This window comes from Pseudoalteromonas sp. ABE4_541 (genome assembly GCF_056312285.1).
The window spans coordinates 87,822-104,846 of the sequence record NZ_JBSVEM010000012.1; the positions used below are offsets into that span (position 1 = coordinate 87,822).

General features: G+C 43.3%; 16 protein-coding genes. 5 read left to right on the forward strand and 11 right to left on the reverse strand.

Annotation, left to right across the window (positions count from 1 at the left end):
- Positions 1-32: 32 nt before the first annotated feature.
- On the reverse strand, positions 33-941 hold the full coding sequence (locus tag ACW689_RS13035; RefSeq protein WP_476292004.1) for a DMT family transporter: 909 nt from the start codon (positions 939-941) through the stop codon (positions 33-35).
- Positions 942-1,110: 169 nt separating this feature from the next.
- Positions 1,111-2,631, reverse strand: a complete 1,521-nt coding sequence (locus ACW689_RS13040; RefSeq protein ID WP_476292006.1) for a CYTH and CHAD domain-containing protein — start codon at positions 2,629-2,631, stop codon at positions 1,111-1,113.
- A 175-nt stretch (positions 2,632-2,806) separates the two neighbouring features.
- Between ACW689_RS13040 and ACW689_RS13045 the strand changes: the two genes are divergently transcribed.
- Positions 2,807-3,442: a TIGR04211 family SH3 domain-containing protein gene (locus tag ACW689_RS13045; RefSeq protein WP_476292008.1), complete on the forward strand. Its 636-nt coding sequence runs from the start codon at positions 2,807-2,809 to the stop codon at positions 3,440-3,442.
- A gap of 37 nt (positions 3,443-3,479) precedes the next feature.
- Here the strand turns inward: ACW689_RS13045 and ACW689_RS13050 are convergent, their stop codons facing one another.
- A complete protein-coding gene (locus ACW689_RS13050; RefSeq protein ID WP_476292010.1) occupies positions 3,480-3,965 on the reverse strand; it encodes a winged helix-turn-helix transcriptional regulator in 486 nt (161 codons plus the stop codon).
- Between the two features lie 289 nt (positions 3,966-4,254).
- Here ACW689_RS13050 and putA point away from each other — a divergent pair, with 289 nt between their 5' ends.
- Entirely contained in the window at positions 4,255-8,058 is a 3,804-nt protein-coding gene (putA, locus tag ACW689_RS13055) for a bifunctional proline dehydrogenase/L-glutamate gamma-semialdehyde dehydrogenase PutA (protein ID WP_476292012.1), read from the forward strand.
- 148 nt (positions 8,059-8,206) lie between these two features.
- The gene (locus ACW689_RS13060; RefSeq protein WP_476292014.1) at positions 8,207-9,448 is read left to right on the forward strand and encodes an HD-GYP domain-containing protein; all 1,242 of its coding nucleotides are present in this window, start codon (positions 8,207-8,209) and stop codon (positions 9,446-9,448) included.
- A gap of 3 nt (positions 9,449-9,451) precedes the next feature.
- Here the strand turns inward: ACW689_RS13060 and ACW689_RS13065 are convergent, their stop codons facing one another.
- A complete protein-coding gene (locus ACW689_RS13065) occupies positions 9,452-10,483 on the reverse strand; it encodes a general secretion pathway protein GspB (protein ID WP_476292016.1) in 1,032 nt (343 codons plus the stop codon).
- 9 nt (positions 10,484-10,492) lie between these two features.
- Complete coding sequence (locus ACW689_RS13070; protein WP_476292018.1) at positions 10,493-11,407, reverse strand: ExeA family protein; 915 nt, start codon at positions 11,405-11,407, stop codon at positions 10,493-10,495.
- Positions 11,408-11,510: 103 nt separating this feature from the next.
- Here ACW689_RS13070 and ACW689_RS13075 point away from each other — a divergent pair, with 103 nt between their 5' ends.
- Positions 11,511-12,614, forward strand: coding sequence for a tRNA nucleotidyltransferase/poly(A) polymerase-related protein (locus ACW689_RS13075; protein WP_476292020.1), 1,104 nt, complete (start codon positions 11,511-11,513; stop codon positions 12,612-12,614).
- 51 nt (positions 12,615-12,665) lie between these two features.
- Here the strand turns inward: ACW689_RS13075 and ACW689_RS13080 are convergent, their stop codons facing one another.
- From ACW689_RS13080 to folB, 3 genes are read right to left on the reverse strand one after another with little or no spacing between them, the layout of a single operon-like run.
- Complete coding sequence (locus ACW689_RS13080; protein WP_476292022.1) at positions 12,666-13,469, reverse strand: undecaprenyl-diphosphate phosphatase; 804 nt, start codon at positions 13,467-13,469, stop codon at positions 12,666-12,668.
- Complete coding sequence (folK, locus tag ACW689_RS13085) at positions 13,466-13,954, reverse strand: 2-amino-4-hydroxy-6-hydroxymethyldihydropteridine diphosphokinase (protein ID WP_476292024.1); 489 nt, start codon at positions 13,952-13,954, stop codon at positions 13,466-13,468. The genes ACW689_RS13080 and folK overlap by 4 nt, the downstream gene beginning before the upstream one ends.
- A 2-nt stretch (positions 13,955-13,956) precedes the next feature.
- Complete coding sequence (folB, locus tag ACW689_RS13090; RefSeq protein ID WP_476292026.1) at positions 13,957-14,310, reverse strand: dihydroneopterin aldolase; 354 nt, start codon at positions 14,308-14,310, stop codon at positions 13,957-13,959.
- Between the two features lie 113 nt (positions 14,311-14,423).
- Here folB and plsY point away from each other — a divergent pair, with 113 nt between their 5' ends.
- Entirely contained in the window at positions 14,424-15,011 is a 588-nt protein-coding gene (plsY, locus tag ACW689_RS13095) for a glycerol-3-phosphate 1-O-acyltransferase PlsY (protein WP_476292028.1), read from the forward strand.
- Here the strand turns inward: plsY and tsaD are convergent.
- From tsaD to ACW689_RS13110, 3 genes are all read right to left on the reverse strand, one after another.
- Positions 15,008-16,021, reverse strand: a complete 1,014-nt coding sequence (tsaD, locus tag ACW689_RS13100) for a tRNA (adenosine(37)-N6)-threonylcarbamoyltransferase complex transferase subunit TsaD (RefSeq protein ID WP_476292030.1) — start codon at positions 16,019-16,021, stop codon at positions 15,008-15,010. The two genes, plsY and tsaD, sit on opposite strands and share 4 nt — an antisense overlap.
- Before the next feature lie 87 nt (positions 16,022-16,108).
- Positions 16,109-16,699, reverse strand: a complete 591-nt coding sequence (locus ACW689_RS13105) for a YjaG family protein (RefSeq protein ID WP_476292032.1) — start codon at positions 16,697-16,699, stop codon at positions 16,109-16,111.
- A complete protein-coding gene (locus ACW689_RS13110; protein ID WP_476292034.1) occupies positions 16,683-17,015 on the reverse strand; it encodes a putative signal transducing protein in 333 nt (110 codons plus the stop codon). Before ACW689_RS13110 ends, ACW689_RS13105 begins: the two co-directional genes overlap by 17 nt.
- Positions 17,016-17,025 lie beyond the last annotated feature (10 nt).

The following is a 17,025-nucleotide window of genomic DNA, read 5'->3' on the forward strand; positions in this document are numbered from 1 at the left end:
AGAACAACAAGCCAGCATTTTATGAGCTCAAATTATCTGCGGTTTATCAAATATACCGCTCCAAGCGCCATCATTGCGCCGCAAGCCACTGGTAATGATAATGGCTCAGAAAAATACCAAGCCGATAGCCCCATAGCCGAAGCGGGCACAACAAAAATAAACGAACTAGAACGACCTGAGCCTAACTGTTGATTAGCTAAAAAAAACACACTGGTGGCAATACTCACCACAACAACAGATAAAAACAGCATATGCTGCCAATAAAATATTGAATAATCAGCCGCGCTACTCAGAGGTGAATAGTCATAAGCAAATCCGTAACTCACCAATGAAGCACTCGCGTACATTAATGTACTAAACAGCAAAAAATCCGCAAAACGAGTCCCTTGTTGGCTTACGAGTGTTAAAAAAGCCCATGTTAGGGATGCCATGATAAAATAACCATTACCCGTTGCAATCAGTTGTTCCATGTCAAATTGCCACACTTCAATCATAAACATGCCACCGATTAGGCCAAGTGCTAAGCCAATACTTTGGAAACGGTTAGTGCTCTGTCGATGAATAAGGATAGCAAGCAAAAAAGTAAACACTGGGTTAGTTGTAGTGACCAACATGCCCCCTTTTCCCGGCAGACCATCGTGTAAACCTAAAAAGAACAATTGGTTATATAAAGCCAAGAGAATACCGGCAGGTAAAGACCAAAACAGCGCTTTACGAGAAAAACGTAGTGTCACCAAGTTAAAACGATTGACTATCCACAAAATCGGCAACATGCTCACAGTGGCAATCGCCAAACGATAAAATACGGTCACAGGTGCAGGGGCTAATTCAGCAATCAGTTTACCCGAGATCCAACTCGCCCCCCAAAGCATCATTGCCATAACAAGCATCATGATCAATGGAGAGTCTGACTGGCGTGTACTTGAGGCATAGCTCGTCATATTCTTCCTTAAAATGAAATTGAGTAAAAGTTAGGATGAAACACTGAGCGTATTTCAAAGTAAAGAAATTGGCCAAGCAGTAACGCTTGGCTCATAAAAGCACCAAAAAGCCAGATAACCGAATTTGGCTACCTAGCTAATTTAGAACAAAGAACATATCTAGCTTTGCTTATCGCCAGTAAGGAAAACCGTTAAAAGATGCAGCCCGACTTTGTTCCATTGCGGAAACTAAAAAATCAGCTTTCTTCTCAAGCCACTGCTGAATATCTTCCAACTCTTCAGACTCCTGACCTTGGCATAACTGCATTAAATACGACAGCGTATCTAACTCATAAATACCATACACTATGTCTATCCAAGGTGTTCTAAATTCTTGGCGAACTTCTTTATCATACAGCTCCCCAAGACAATTGCCATTGAGTAACGTATTCTCAAGTCGGCTACGCAGGTGCAAATAGTCATCTTTGCACAAAACCTTCCCTTCAGGCAGCAGGTCATGTAATTCTTGCCAATCATGATCAAATATTGTTCTAGCAATCTCGCTTACCGGCATTTGTGCTGCGTTAAGCGCACTATGATCCCAATTTTGACGCCAACCTTTATCCACCAGCCAACGCGTTAGTGCCAAAATCAAACGATTGTATCGGGCACAATGGAACAAATCTTCAATATCCGTTGGCGTTGGTTGAACATCCTTCAAATCATCAATTACTTGCGCTAGCTCCGGCGCATTGTTGATTTTTTTATAATAAGCATGGCGCTTTGAAGTGTAAGTTTTCAAGTGTATCGCATTTTCTACCCAAGCTAGCTCACTCAATAACCATTTAAGTTCACTGCGTAAATGTTCCGTAGATGCTTTATCTACAATATCAGAGAACATACGAAAGCTATGACGTATTAGGGTAATACCATCAATCACACGCTTGAGCGTTTTTAGGCTTGGCTTGTCGAAATAACACTGCTCGTGTTTTTGCACAAACTGAATACCGTAATTTATTGTCGCGATAAAAGCCTGTTCTTGGGTTGCCCCTAAAGGCAGTGGCACAAAACCAATAAATTTATTTGGCTTTAGAGGCTTATCATCCGCTAATCGATAGCCTCTTGCAGCTTTAGAATAAAGCCCTAATCGCATACCTGACAGATCAATAAGGTGATCAGCGAGCAAAAACAAGTCACTACGGTGACCTTCAACTAGCTCAATTTCAAGTTCAGAAATCGTCTCAACTTGCCCTTGGGCCGCAATTTCACCTTTATCTAATACGACTTCTATTTTGCTACCCTGCTCGGTTTCTATTAACCAAGTGCGGCGAATAAAATTAGTACTGAAGATCGGGAATAGATTCTCACAGATCGCATCAATTTGCATGCCATGCGGCCAAATATCCACATCAAAGGCTTTCAAGTCTGGTCGGCCAGATTCCAAAGGTAAATTATACTCTGGTCGCTGATGTAACCCGCCAACAACTTCACCGGCCAACTTGATTGTTTGCTCACAATCGTCGTCACAGCAGCGCGTACGCAGACCAATGTCCAGCGCTCTTAGCTCTCGACTTGGGGTATCAAAGTAGGCATTTTTAAGGTTTTTAGCTGGTTGATTAATAACCGTTTTTGCAAATTGTGTGATAAGTCCTGGGATAAGAGGAACTTCATTGTCTGAAAGTAAAAACTTCAGTTCTATTTCAGTGTCCATTTGGGCAAGTGATTACCTATGTAATTATCGAACGCTCAAAATATACAATGATAAGCAGGTTTGCAAACTTTTTGCTGCAAGTTTAGCGAAGTTTCCCCTGCCACTTGCTATTAAGGCGTTTAATCCATACTATTTCTACAGACTTTCAAAAACTTAAAAAAACGTGGACAAACATATGCTAAACAGAATTATATTGCCGTTCCTGTTAATGCTAAGTTCATTTTATGCAACTGCGCAAGAAACACAGCAACAGGATGGCACTGAAACAACCGATGCATCATCCACAGTTGAACAGGTTATCAATGCTGGGTTTATAGATGACAATTTATTCATCTATGTTCACTCAGGTCCTGGGAAGAACTACCGTATTCTCGGCTCAGTTGATGCTGGCACCCCTATTTCTATCATTTCCGAGCCAGACAGTGGGTATGTTCAAATTGTCGATGATAAAGGCCGAGAAGTATGGGTGGAGGAAAAGTTCGTTTCCACAGAACCTGGTCTTCGTCAACAATTAGAAAGTGCTCAGCTGGCACTAGAAGACCGTGATACGATTATCCAAGCTTTACGTGATGAACAACCGATCTTACAACAAGCAAACAATGGATTAAGAGCTGAAAATCAACGCCTTCAACAAAGTATTACAGAGCTACAAACAACGCTGAATGAACAAACACAAGCCAGCGAAGCAAAAAAACAAAAAGAACAACATTTGATGCTCACTTACGGTGGGGGTGTTGCGCTTGCGGGGTTGTTATTTGGTGTCGCACTGACTTCTTTGCTGTCACGCAAAAAGCGTTACGACGAATGGTAAGAACACAGAAAAGGTCGCTAACTTAGCGACCTTTTTATTAAAGGTTTAATACTTCAACACCCATATCCGATTTAACATGCTCAATAACCATGTACGTGTGGTTTGTGCCGACTCCCGGGATCTCCACAATTTGCCCTAAAACTTCTCGATATTGCCGCATGTCTTGCACACGAATTTTCAACAGGTAGTCAAACCCCCCTGCAACCATATCACAAGAAACAACATTAGGTATTTTATGAATATGCTGGGCAAACGTCTCAAACACGGACTCCGTTGAGCTTTTTAATGTGATCTCAATATGTGCAACCAAGTGCTGACCCAACTTGGTTGGATTAAGACGTGCCGTATAACCTTCGATATACCCTTCCGACTCAAGCTTTTTAACACGGTCGAGGCAAGGGCTGGGGCTTAAATTCACGGCTTTAGCCAGATTTACGTTCGAGATGCGGCCATTTTTTTGTAATACATCTAAAATAGCTAAATCAATGCGATCAAGTACGCGGGTTTTGATGGAAGTAGTCATTCAGCATTTTATTCTGTGAGAGTTAACAATCACCCGCTAATTTACCGTAATCGGAAAAAATAAGACAGCATATACTGCTGTCTTTTGGATAAAATGGCCGCGAAAATTGATATAAAAGCGAATGTTGTGCGGTGAATTTTCAAACAGGTTTCCTCTATGATATGGTGCCTAAATCGCACAACATTGAATTTGTCGTAATTAAAAAGGCTTCTGGCCTCCTACATTGACACCAAGGATGTAGGCGCTAATTACATGTATTTTTGACTCTACTCTAAATTGAGGGTTGCTTATGCTTTATAACGGCGATTTGACAACGAACTGTCCTATCCGACAAAAAATCCGTGACTTCTACCGAATTGATGAAAACGAAGTTATTGATCATATTTTGCCGCTTGCTGAGGTAGGTGTTACAGCGCGAAGCCGAGCATGGGAACGTGCACGTCAATTGGTTTTAAATATTCGTAAAGACCAAGACGGCCAAAATGGCGTTGATGCCTTATTAAATGAATTTTCGCTTTCAACAGAAGAAGGCGTTGTGTTGATGTGTTTGGCAGAAGCCCTACTGCGTGTGCCAGACAAACAAACGCAAGATAACTTAATTCGCGACAAGCTGTCTAAGGGTGACTGGAGTTCACACCTTGGCAGCAGCGACTCTCTATTTGTGAATGCATCAAGCTGGGGCCTTTTAGTTACCGGTAAAATGGTAAACTACACAGATAAGAACAAAGATCAGCAATTTGGTGTTTTGAAAAAAACCATCGGTCGCTTAGGCGAGCCTGTGATCCGTAAGTCAGTGAACTTTGCCATGAAAATCATGGGTAAACAGTTCGTCATGGGTCAAAACATTGACGAGGCTATCGAACGCGCCGCTGATAAAGAACAAAAAGGCTACGTATACTCGTACGACATGCTAGGCGAAGGTGCACGTACCATGGCCGATGCCGAGCGCTATTTTAACAGCTATATGACTGCTATCCACGCGATTGGTAAAGCAGCAAACGGCCGAGGTCCAATCAAGAGTCCTGGTATTTCTGTTAAGTTGTCGGCTATCCATCCTCGCTATGAATTCAGCCATCGCGACCGCGTCATGGATGAAATTGTGCCAAAGCTAAAAGAATTAGCTTTAGCTGCTAAAAAATACGACATCGGCTTTACCGTTGATGCTGAAGAAGCTGACCGTCTAGATATTTCTTTAGATATCATTGAAGCCGTATTCTCTGATGATGACTTAGGCGATTGGCAAGGTTTTGGTCTTGCTGTTCAGGCATATCAAAAACGCGCTATTTTTGTGGTTGAATGGCTTGCCGATCTAGCCCGTCGTGTTGGTCGTCGATTAATGGTTCGCCTAGTTAAAGGCGCATACTGGGATACAGAGATCAAGACCACGCAACAAGATGGTTTAAATCACTTCCCGGTATTTACCCGTAAAGCAACGACAGACGTATCGTACAAAGCCTGTGCCATTAAACTGCTTGAAGCACGTGATGTGATCTTCCCTCAGTTTGCAACGCACAACGCATACACTGCCGCTACCATCTTAGAAGTTGCTAAGGGCGATAACCAAGGCTTTGAGTTCCAACGCTTGCACGGTATGGGTGAATCTCTCTTCGACCAAATCGTAGAAAACGACAAAATCCAATGCCGTGTATACGCACCTGTAGGTCAACACGAAGACTTACTTGCCTACTTAGTACGTCGACTACTAGAGAATGGCGCCAACTCATCGTTCGTAAACGCCATTGTTGATACGTCTAAACCTGTTGAGTCACTGCTGCCAGATCCTGTTGAAACACTACAAGGTTTACGCAACAAGTTTAATAAGCAAATTAAACTACCGATCGAGCTATATGGTGATGAGCGTCCTAACTCAAAAGGTATGGACTTAACCGACATCAATGGGTTGACGCCGTTTAAAGAAAACTTAGACAACTGGTTCAATGAGCACCTTATTGACGAAAGCCAAGTTAAAGAAGGCCACTTAGCAGTACGCAACCCAGCCAATCATAAAGAAGTTGTGGGTCAAGTTCGTATTCACCAAAGCAATGAAATGCAAACTATGCTTGAAAATGCTGACAAAGCATTTGCTAGCTGGTCACAAACGCCTGTTAAAGAGCGTGCAGACTTACTTCGTCGCGTGGCAGATATTCTTGAGCGTCACCACGACGAATTGGTTGCAATCTGTATTAAAGAAGCAGGTAAAGTTACCCAAGACAGCATTGATGAAGTGCGTGAAGCAGTAGACTTCTGCCGCTATTACGCTGCGCGTGCTGAAGAGCTTGCCCAAGATGAACGCTTTGAAGCCCGTGGCGTGATCTTATGTATTAGCCCATGGAACTTCCCACTGGCTATTTTCCTTGGCCAAGTTGCTGCGGCCATCGTTACAGGTAATACAGTAATTGCAAAACCAGCTGAGCAAACAAGCTACATTGCACTACGTTGTATCGAACTCATGCACACTGTGGGTCTACCTGAGCATGTTGTACAGCCTGTTATTGCACGTGGTAGTGAAGTCGGTAAACACATTGTGCCGGATGAGCGCATCCAAGCGGTTATGTTCACTGGCTCGACAGAAACAGGGACCTTGATCTCACAAATTCTGGCAGAGCGTAACGATATTCAAGTGCCATTGATCGCAGAAACAGGTGGTCAAAACTGTATGATCGTTGACTCAACAGCACTACCTGAGCAGGTTGTGGACGACGTTATCTCTTCTGGTTTCCAAAGTGCCGGTCAGCGCTGTTCTGCGCTGCGCGTATTGTTCTTACAAGATGACGTTGCTGATGGCATCATCACTATGCTAAAAGGTGCGCTACAAGAGTTACACGTAGGCGACTCTTCGCTATTGTCTACCGATGTAGGCCCGGTGATCGATGAAAAGGCATTGAACACGCTTAATGCGCACGTTGAATACTTGAAGAGCAATGGTAAATTGTTGTTCGAATCTAAGATCCCAGATAACAACGAAAATGGCGCCTATTTCTTCGCTCCTCGTTTGTATGAGATCGCAGATTTATCTGTACTAAAACGCGAAGTATTCGGTCCAATTGTACACATCGTACGCTACAAAGCCGAAGATCTTGATAGCGTGATTGACCAAATCAATGGCACTGGCTATGGCTTAACAATGGGTGTGCACTCACGTATTGAAGAACGTTGTCAGTATCTAGCAAGAATGTCTCGCGCAGGTAATGTTTACGTAAACCGTAACATGATCGGTGCAATCGTTGGTGTGCAGCCATTTGGTGGCCGTGGCTTATCGGGTACAGGGCCAAAAGCCGGTGGTCCAAACTACCTATTCCGTTTGGTTAAAGAGAAAGCATCGCCTGAAAACGTGCAAATGACTAACTTAACAGCAGATGAGTTAGAAACGCACGACTTCCCAGGTGCCGCAGAGCAAGTCGACAAACTTATGCGTAATTCAATGCGTGACGAGAAAATCTGGCGAAACACGCCGCTAAATGACCGTGTTTCTGCTGTGCGTCAGTTACTAGCAAAAGTCGCAACCGTCGAGATCATTGACGACCTTGCGGATGATTTAGCGAAAACATTAGCGGATGCACGTGCGCAGTTGAACCGCCTTGAAAAGCGTATGCGTTCATACACCACATTGCCAGGTCCTACGGGTGAGTCAAATACGCTTCACCTTGAGCCTCGTGGCTGTGTGGTATGTTATGCGGATAAGAGTACATCTTTCAACTTCTGGGCTATTTCAATTATTACAGCACTTGCCGCAGGTAACACGGTTATTACGGTTGCGTCAGAATTGTTCTATGAAGAAGCTCAAGCATTTAGAGATAAGTTCATCTCAACGGGTATTGCCGAAGGTGTATTCCAAGTTGCTAAGCCAAATCAACTTCAAGCAATTTTGGCCCACCCTCACCTCGCAGGTGCGGTCGTGGCTGCACGTTCATCTCGATTGGGTTACTTCTCGCAGCAACTTGCTGCGCGTACTGGTGCCATTTTGCCAGTGATCAGCGCTGAGTACTACGATACGTTGATCAACCGTCTAGTAACTGAGAAAACTATCAGCATCGATACCACGGCATCGGGTGGTAATACATCACTGATGACCCTAGTAGAAGATGAAGAGTAATAACTCTAAGTAACACTTTGAAAAGCCAGCAAATGCTGGCTTTTTTATTGCCGATTTTCATTTAGCGCTAGAAATTCTCACTCCGTTTCTTCCCTTTAAGTAAACCTTTGCTAACCTTTAAATTAACCTATTCAGAAAAGATAGCAATGTGAAAACTATAGATATCAATGAGTTAAAACCGGGAATGTTTGTCGTTGGCGTTACTAAACAAACTGGCCATGTGAAAGTCAAAAACCAAGGCTGGGTAAAAACCCAAGATGGTATTGATAACTTACTCAAAGCGGGTGTTATGGCGGTAGAAATCGACCCCGATAAGACCCTACAGCCGAAAAAAAACACGCCTGAAAAACCTGAAGAACAACAAGAACATCCCCACGAAGCGTTATCCTCACTAACAGAGATAAAAGCCACTACGCCCAAAAAGCTCGATCCATTTCACAAATCAACCACTATTGAAAACGAACTGGATAAAGCAAATGCGCTCTATAAAGAAGCGAAAGCACTACAGCAAAAAACCTTTGACGATTTAAAAAATGGCAAACAGCTCGATCTCGCGCCTTTTCAAGATACTGCTAGCGACTTAATCGACTCGATATTTAGAAATCAGGATGCATTGGCATGTATCGCACAGATCAAAGATAAAGACGCATACTTATTAGAGCACTCTATCAATGTCGCGATCCTCATTAGCATTTTTGCTAAACACTTATCTTTAGACAGAACACTTATTGAGCAGATCACCACCGGCGCGTTACTGCATGACATTGGTAAGATCCAAGTGCCGGATGAAATACTTAACAAACCCAGTGCGCTCAGCGAAGAAGAATATGAGCAGATGAAACAGCATGCCCGATATAGTTACGACATTGTCGCTAATGCAAGGCTTGGCGACATCGCCACAGAAATAGCGGGATTTCATCATGAACGTTTAGACGGCAGCGGCTACCCATATGGAAAACAAGGAGATGAAATTTCACAATATGCACGTATGATTGCCATTGTCGATAGTTACGACGCTATCATCGCAGACAGAGTTTACAAACATGGACGCACCCCGGTCGCCGCTTTCAAAGTGCTACGCGAGCATGTGCCACATCACTACGATGAATCTCTACTCAACGCTTTCATTCATTGTATAGGTGTTTACCCGGTTGGCACATTGGTTAAATTGAAAAGCCAACGGGTGGGTGTGATAAGCCAAAGTAACCCGGATACACCACTCAGACCTGTGGTTAAAATCTTTTATCATGCAAAGCACATGCACTACACAGAGGTAAAAGACATTGATCTGTCGAGTAAACGTGAAGAGGATGAAATTGAAGCTGCAATAAAGCCTGAAGAATTTAGTCTAAACCTACTAAAATTCTTCAAACATTCCATGCTGCCATAATCTTTATGGCAGCCAGTCTTGCATTGCTTTCATGCTAAATTCATAGCCATCAAAGTCAAACAGTGTCTGCTCTGGCGTGATCTCCACAACACGCAGCGCCCCTATGCTATCGCCTTCATACAATTCGCGATTATTTAATTTAATCCAGCGCTTACTTATTTCTGTGGAGTATATGTGCGCTTGGTAGCGAAGGGATGGAAGACTACTTTGCAAGTCCGAAGGTAATAACTCAATCGGTGTCGCTCGCGCAGAGTCTTTACTGCTGCTCGTCACTTCATTTGAAGTCGAGTGCTCTGTCTCAGCAACGGCTCTGGCAAACGCTTTTTTCAGCTCACTAGAAACGCCTGCCAGCTCCGGATCCTGCTTCTTTTCTTGTAAGGCTTGTTGTAAAGGTTCGCTTAAAGGTTTGCCTACCACACGATACTGACTCAAATCTTCTGGCGGCTGCTGAGCCACCACGTTATTTTGTCCAAAAGACTGAAGTGATGCTGTAGGTGCACTCATAGGTATTACATTACCTGGCAGCTGCTGCGAAGTTGTCACAGGTACTAGTTGCTGACGGTATACAGGCTGGCCTAAGTTATCAACACCCACTTGCACCGTCATCCATTGATACTGTACAGCAGTGGTGTTCATAGCATTGTTAGTCATAATGGGCGCGATATTCGCATTGGTTGGCATCATCATATTCTGTGATGCACTCCCTTGCTGTACTTGTGTATTCACATTACCAGCCACTACAGGTGTCGAAACATTACCTTGCGTTGATTGTTGCTGTTCTTGCACGTTTGCTGAAACTTCGGGTTGTGCCTGAATATCCGCTTCGATAGGCTGCGATTTGAACAAACCCGATTGCACATAATTGCCAGTCACAAAACCGGCTAAAGAAAAGCCTCCCACAACAATCACGCCCGTTAAACCAATAACCAATGAACGATACAGCTTAAGTTGCTTTTGATGCTGATATGCTAAGTGGTCACTCTCACCCTGCCCGCTTTGCTGAGACTGTTTTAATGCATTAACTAAATACGACATAAACCACCACTAAAATACAAATGAAAAAGCAAAACCAAACATGAAGCTGGCGACTGCGGTCGAAGATAGCCACCAGATAGGAGGCCGTTGCTGTTGTGTTTGCACAGGGACGAGATCAAGTGGTAATGCTTCCTTGGCCGCTTGCATCGCTATACGTTTACTAACAACATGCTGCTGCGCTGAATAGGCACCAAGTAAACACCTATCAGCTAAAAGATTCAACAAGCGCGGTATCCCAGCAGTGACTTTATGCATGTAAGCAACCGCATCATGATCAAAAACCATGTTATCACATCCCGCCTTTTGCAAGCGATGTTGAATATATGCATACACCTGCGACTGCGTCAGTGGAAGTAAGTGATAACGCGCCGTAATACGCTGTGCGAGCTGACGAAGCTCATTGCGCTGCAGCAGGTGTTGCAACTCAGGTTGACCCACCAAAACTATCTGTAGCAATTTTTTATGATCGGTCTCTAAGTTTGTTAGCAGCCTGAGCTGTTCTAGTACTTCTGGCGCCAAATGTTGTGCTTCATCAATGATCAACATGGTGTGACCACCCGATGCGTGATTTTCTAGCAAACGTGTTTTGATAAGGTCAGTGAGCACTTTTAGGCTTTCGCATTCAGTAGGATAATCTATTTTTAGCTCATCACATATGCTAGCAAGTAACTCCAACTCAGAAAGCGCAGGATTGAGTATAAACGCCACTTGGGTACTTTGAGGTAATTGTGCCAGCATGCTGCGCGTTACTGTTGTTTTACCAGTACCGACTTCCCCTGTTAACAGCACAAAGCCACCTGCATCGCCCAAACCATAAGTTAAATGAGCCAGCGCTTCTTTATGTCTGTCACTTAAAAACAAATACTCAGGGTTAGGTGCGATAGAAAACGGTTTTTCGCTTAGTCCAAAATAGCGTAAATACACGATACATCTCTTTCTTGTTATGATGGTGCCTATAATGGCAAAAAAACAGGCTAAGTGAAAACCCTGTTTCTAAAATTGCGCAAATTGTTTTATTGAGGCTTATATGAAAGTGTATTTGGTGGGTGGAGCGGTACGTGATGAGTTACTTGGTCGCACTGTCATTGATAAAGACTATGTTGTGGTTGGCGCAACACCAGAGCAAATGGTTAAGCTTGGCTATACTCAAGTAGGTAAAGACTTTCCGGTATTTTTACACCCGCAAACTAAAGATGAATATGCATTGGCGCGAACCGAGCGCAAACACGGACAAGGTTATGGCGGGTTTATTTGCGATTTTTCTCCATCAATTACGCTCGAAGAAGATTTATTGCGCCGCGACTTGACCGTCAATGCAATTGCCAAGGATGAGCATGGCCAGCTAGTTGACCCATTTAATGGCCAAGATGATATTAACTCTAAGGTGTTGCGCCACGTAGGCCCTGCATTCAGTGAAGACCCTTTACGTGTGTTGCGCGTTGCCCGTTTTGCTGCACGTTACCACTACCTAGGCTTCACCATAGCGCCAGAAACATTGGCACTCATGAAAACCATGGTCGCCCAAGGTGAGCTTGCCACTTTAACTAAAGAGCGTGTGTGGCTAGAAATTGAAAAATGCTTAAAGGATGGCTGTGTGGCCACTTTTAGTGATGTATTACAACAAATTAGTGCATTAGAACTGATACTCCCAATGCTTAAAAACTGGGGGCCAAAGCGCAGTGAATGGCTCACCCAGCGGGTTCAGCAATTACCAAAAGTGCATGCACACTTTGAGCTTATTCAATTTTGCTTGTGGCTTGCTGATTCTGATGTTGATGCACTTAAACACATTGAACAAACCCATAAGGTGCCAGTCAAATACGCGCAAAGCGCCCGCGATTTTTGCCGCTATCAGCATTTATTCAATCAAGACCAGTTTGACGCGGAAGCACTTTTGGCATTCTTCAACTCGATAGATATTTGGCGTCGCCCTGAACGTTTTACCCTATTTTGTGAGGTAAGCAAAATGAAAAACGCGCAGAGCGACACTTTGCTAGTAACTATCGAACGAGCGGCAAAGCAAGCACGTGCCGTAGATGTACAAAGTATTATCTCGAATGGTTATAAAGGGGCTGAAATAAAAGAGCAACTGGCCATAAAGCGCCTGCAAGCTGTTATAACCGCGCTTTAAAATAACAAAGCCCGCGAATTCGATACGCGGGCTTCTTCTCAAGCTTAAACCTTACCAGAGTAGGAAAGTAAATAAAGCGGCACCGAGTGCTAAACGGTAAACTACAAATGGGAACATACCCATTCGCTCAATTACTTTTAGAAAAAAGTGAATACAAACATAGGCAGCTACAAAAGACAAAACTGTCCCCAGTCCTATCGCCTGCCAATCTATGATTTCCTCACCGCTTGAAAGTTTATAAATGTAATAAGAACCCGCTGCTGCAATCACAGGAATTGACATCAAAAATGAGAAACGAGCTGCACTTTGTTTATTTAAACCGAGCAACAAACCAACTGTCATCGTGATACCTGAACGCGATGTACCTGGAAATACCATCGCAACAACTTGCGATAAGCCAATCAACAAAGCACTCATAAAGTTAATTTGGTAGATAGTTTTAATTTGTTTTGCTTTGGCATCGGCGTACCAAAGCAGCAAGCCAAACACAACGGTTGTTGTTGCAATGATCCAAGCATTACGAGAATAGACTTCGACATAATCTTTAACCAAAAAACCAATCAACAACGAAGGAAGCGTGGCAACAATGATCCACCAGCCCAATTGACTGTCGTCTGTTTTACCTTGGGACCCTAACGATTTAAACCATGCCCCAAGAATATCACCCACTTCTTTGCGAAAATAAATAATCACAGCCATCAAGGTACCGACATGCACAGCCACATCAAACGCAGTCCCCTGATCAACCCACCCCAATATTTTCGATGGTAAAATTAAGTGTGCCGAGCTAGAAATGGGTAAAAACTCAGTCAATCCTTGGACTAACGCCAAAATAATAATTTCAACAATACTCATGGCAATGAAAACTCCACTTTCCATAGTTTTTGATTCGGGTTGTTATACGCTTGCCAAATACTGGCAATGGTTTGTTTGTATAAGGGGTGAATGTAATTCGGTGCAATTTCAAATAAAGGCAGCAACACAAAGGCATTTTTGGTCACTTCATCTCTGGGTAACTGCGCAGGGCTGTCACATATCACAGCATCGTAAAATAGCAGATCCAAATCTAACGTTCTGGGGCTAAACTTCTTATCCTGACGAGTCCGACCATTTTCTAATTCAATTTGCTTTAGCAATGCACATACTTGCTCCAAAGGCATAGATGTTTGCGCACCTAACACTGAATTGTAAAAGTTGCTACCATTAAACCCAACCGCTTCGCTTTCATACACGCTTGAATGTGTAAAATCTGGAAAAAACTTTTTTAATGCAATAAGACCCGCTTTTAGATTATGTTCTCGATCAACATTTGAGCCCAAACTGATATAAATTTGCGCCATCGCTACAACTTCGCTCTCGTGATCTCAACACCAACGGTTTTCGCTGCTGGCACAGCTGCTGGTTTACTTACTTTTATTGTTACTTGGGCAACATTGAATTCATTTAAAATCAACGAGGCCAACTGCTCAATCAACGTTTCTAAAAGCTCGACCGGTTTGGCTGTGGTATGTTCAGTAACCCGCTCACTTACTTTGGCATAATCAACCGCTAAGTTTATATCATCTGTACTTGCAGCAGCCGAAATATCGGTCAACATCTCAATATCAAAGTACAAGCTTTGTTTACTTTCCTTCTCAAAGTCGTAAACTCCTATTATAGTTTCGACGTGTAGTTGTGAGATATAAACCTTATCCATTGATACTCCACTGGTTGCGTAATTCTAGACTGTGATTACTCATTGATGATCCCACAGCCAACAATAAACGCCGATCATAGCCGAAAACGCCACAAGACAAAATAAGGAATACAGTGTTAGTTAGTTTAATGTGCGCCTGCGCCTATTTAATTGGTTCTATATCCTCTGCCGTGCTGGTATGTCGAGTATTTGGCTTGCCTGATCCCCGCTTTGCAGGATCGCACAACCCTGGCGCAACCAATGTATTACGCATTGGTGGTAAGCTCCCTGCAATACTGGTACTAGTATTTGATATTTTAAAAGGTACAATACCGGTATGGGGGGCGTATTTTTTGCAAATTGAGCCCATTTGGCTAGGTGCGATTGCGGTTGCAGCCTGCTTAGGTCACATCTACCCTATCTTTTTTCATTTCAATGGTGGTAAAGCGGTTGCCACAGCATTTGGTGCCTTGTTACCTATTGGTTTGTCTTTGGGCGGGTTATTAATTTGCACTTGGCTAGTCATCGTCTGGCTGACCCGTTATTCATCTTTGGCGGCGATAATCACCGTCACCTTGGCGCCATTGTATACCTGGCTAATTAAACCAATTTATACGTTACCTGTAAGCTTTTTAACGGTACTCATTATCTTTCGACACAGAGAAAATATTAAAAGGCTCTTAAAAGGCAAAGAGCCTAAAGTAGGTAAGAAAAAACCTTAAAGCGGTTTTAAGCTATCAAGCGGCCAGCGCGGCTGAGTTTTCATGTCTAGCGTCGCATATTGCTTAGCTTTTAAACGTTGCATACCTGCAAACGCTATCATCGCACCATTGTCGGTGCAAAATTCTGTTCGTGGGTAATACACTTTACCTTGCATACCCTGCATGACGCGCTCTAACTTGCCACGCAGTTCAGTATTCGCACTTACACCACCGGCAATAACCAAACGTTTAATACCTGTTTGTTTAAGCGCTCTTTTACATTTAATTGCTAATGTATCAATCACTGCCGTTTGAAACGCATGGGCAATATCCGCTTTGGTTTGAGCATCATCACCATTGGCACGAATGGTATTAGCTGCGGCCGTTTTTAATCCACTAAAACTAAAGTCAAGACCTGGCCTATCCGTCATTGGACGCGGGAATACAAACCGCCCTGCAACGCCTTGCTCGGCCATTTTAGCAAGCAACGGGCCGCCAGGATAATCTAAGCCAAGTAGCTTTGCGGTTTTATCAAATGCTTCACCGGCGGCATCATCCACAGATTCACCTAGAATTTCATACTCACCGATGCCTTCCACTTTAACCATCATGGTGTGACCACCTGAAACAAGTAAAGCAATAAATGGAAACTCCGGCGCATCTTCTTCTAGCATAGGTGCAAGTAAATGCCCTTCCATATGATGCACAGCAACCGCAGGGATATTCCAACCAAATGCCAATGAGCGGCCAATTGAAGTCCCCACGAGTAACGCACCGACTAGGCCAGGGCCTGCGGTATACGCAACACCATCTAGAGACTCTGGACCACATCCAGCTTGTTTAAATGCCGCTTCAATTAAAGGGATGGTTTTACGAACGTGATCTCGAGAAGCCAGCTCAGGTACTACGCCACCGTAATCGGCATGTACTTTCACTTGACTATATAGCTGGTGTGCAAGTAGACCTTGCTCATCGTCATAAATCGCAATACCGGTTTCATCACACGATGATTCAATGCCTAAAATTCGCACACTAAGTCTCCCAAGACCAATTTAAAAGGGCCCGTATTCTACCTGTAGGTCGTTTTGAAGGGCAAGTAAAAGCCTGCATATTGGCCTTTAAATCGCCAGTCCAATATTGGTTTGCCCATCAGCAATAGCATGCTGCTTAAGGGATTTAACATTTTCCGCCGTAATACGGCCCATGTTTTCTACAAACTCGATTAACTCCGATAAAACATCAATTTCGTACTGCATAATAGGATGTTCTCTAACGAGCTTGTTATCCAGTTCAATATCTTCATTCATGAGGATGAATTCAACATAGCGTGCAACCGTTGCTTGAGAAATTTTAGCAATACTCACAAACTCTTGTTCATCCTTTGCCATTAGCCCATGCATTAAACCAAGTAGCGCAGTAGCTGCGTCAATTGCAGGATAGGTTCCAAACATATCAAATTCAGATAGTTCAGGAACGTTTGGCTCAATTTTTTCAACTTGCTTCTCGAGACTAATTTTACTTTTCGGTAGTAATATTTTTTCCCAACATACATTCAAAGCGTTACGCAACGCCGTTTCATCACCAAAACCAGTGGCTTCACTGAACAAGCCATAATTTGGCAGCATTCGTTCGATGATTGCTGCTGCTAGAACCGCTTTGTGCAGATAATTAAGCTCTCTGATGCGTTGAAAGTTATTTGCTTTGGTCATTTTGTTTTCCACATTGCCAGCAATATTGAAATGCTGGGCCGTTTAATTCAGTACAGTTATTGCAGCACCAATCCGAGGTGGGCTGATTTTGCGCGTAGTTTAACAATATTTCACGGGCTACGCGCTCTTTTATCTCATAAACCAATATACTAAGTTTTGCTTGCTCTGCTGGAATATCGCCAATTGCACCAATAAGTGACTCACCATCGATCCTGACTTGTATTTTAGCTTGGTTCAGTAAACCTTGAACGATATGTGCTTCCAACAAATTATCCGTGGTAAATACACATCGCCATTTAAAGCTATTATCTGTCATAATGATTTCT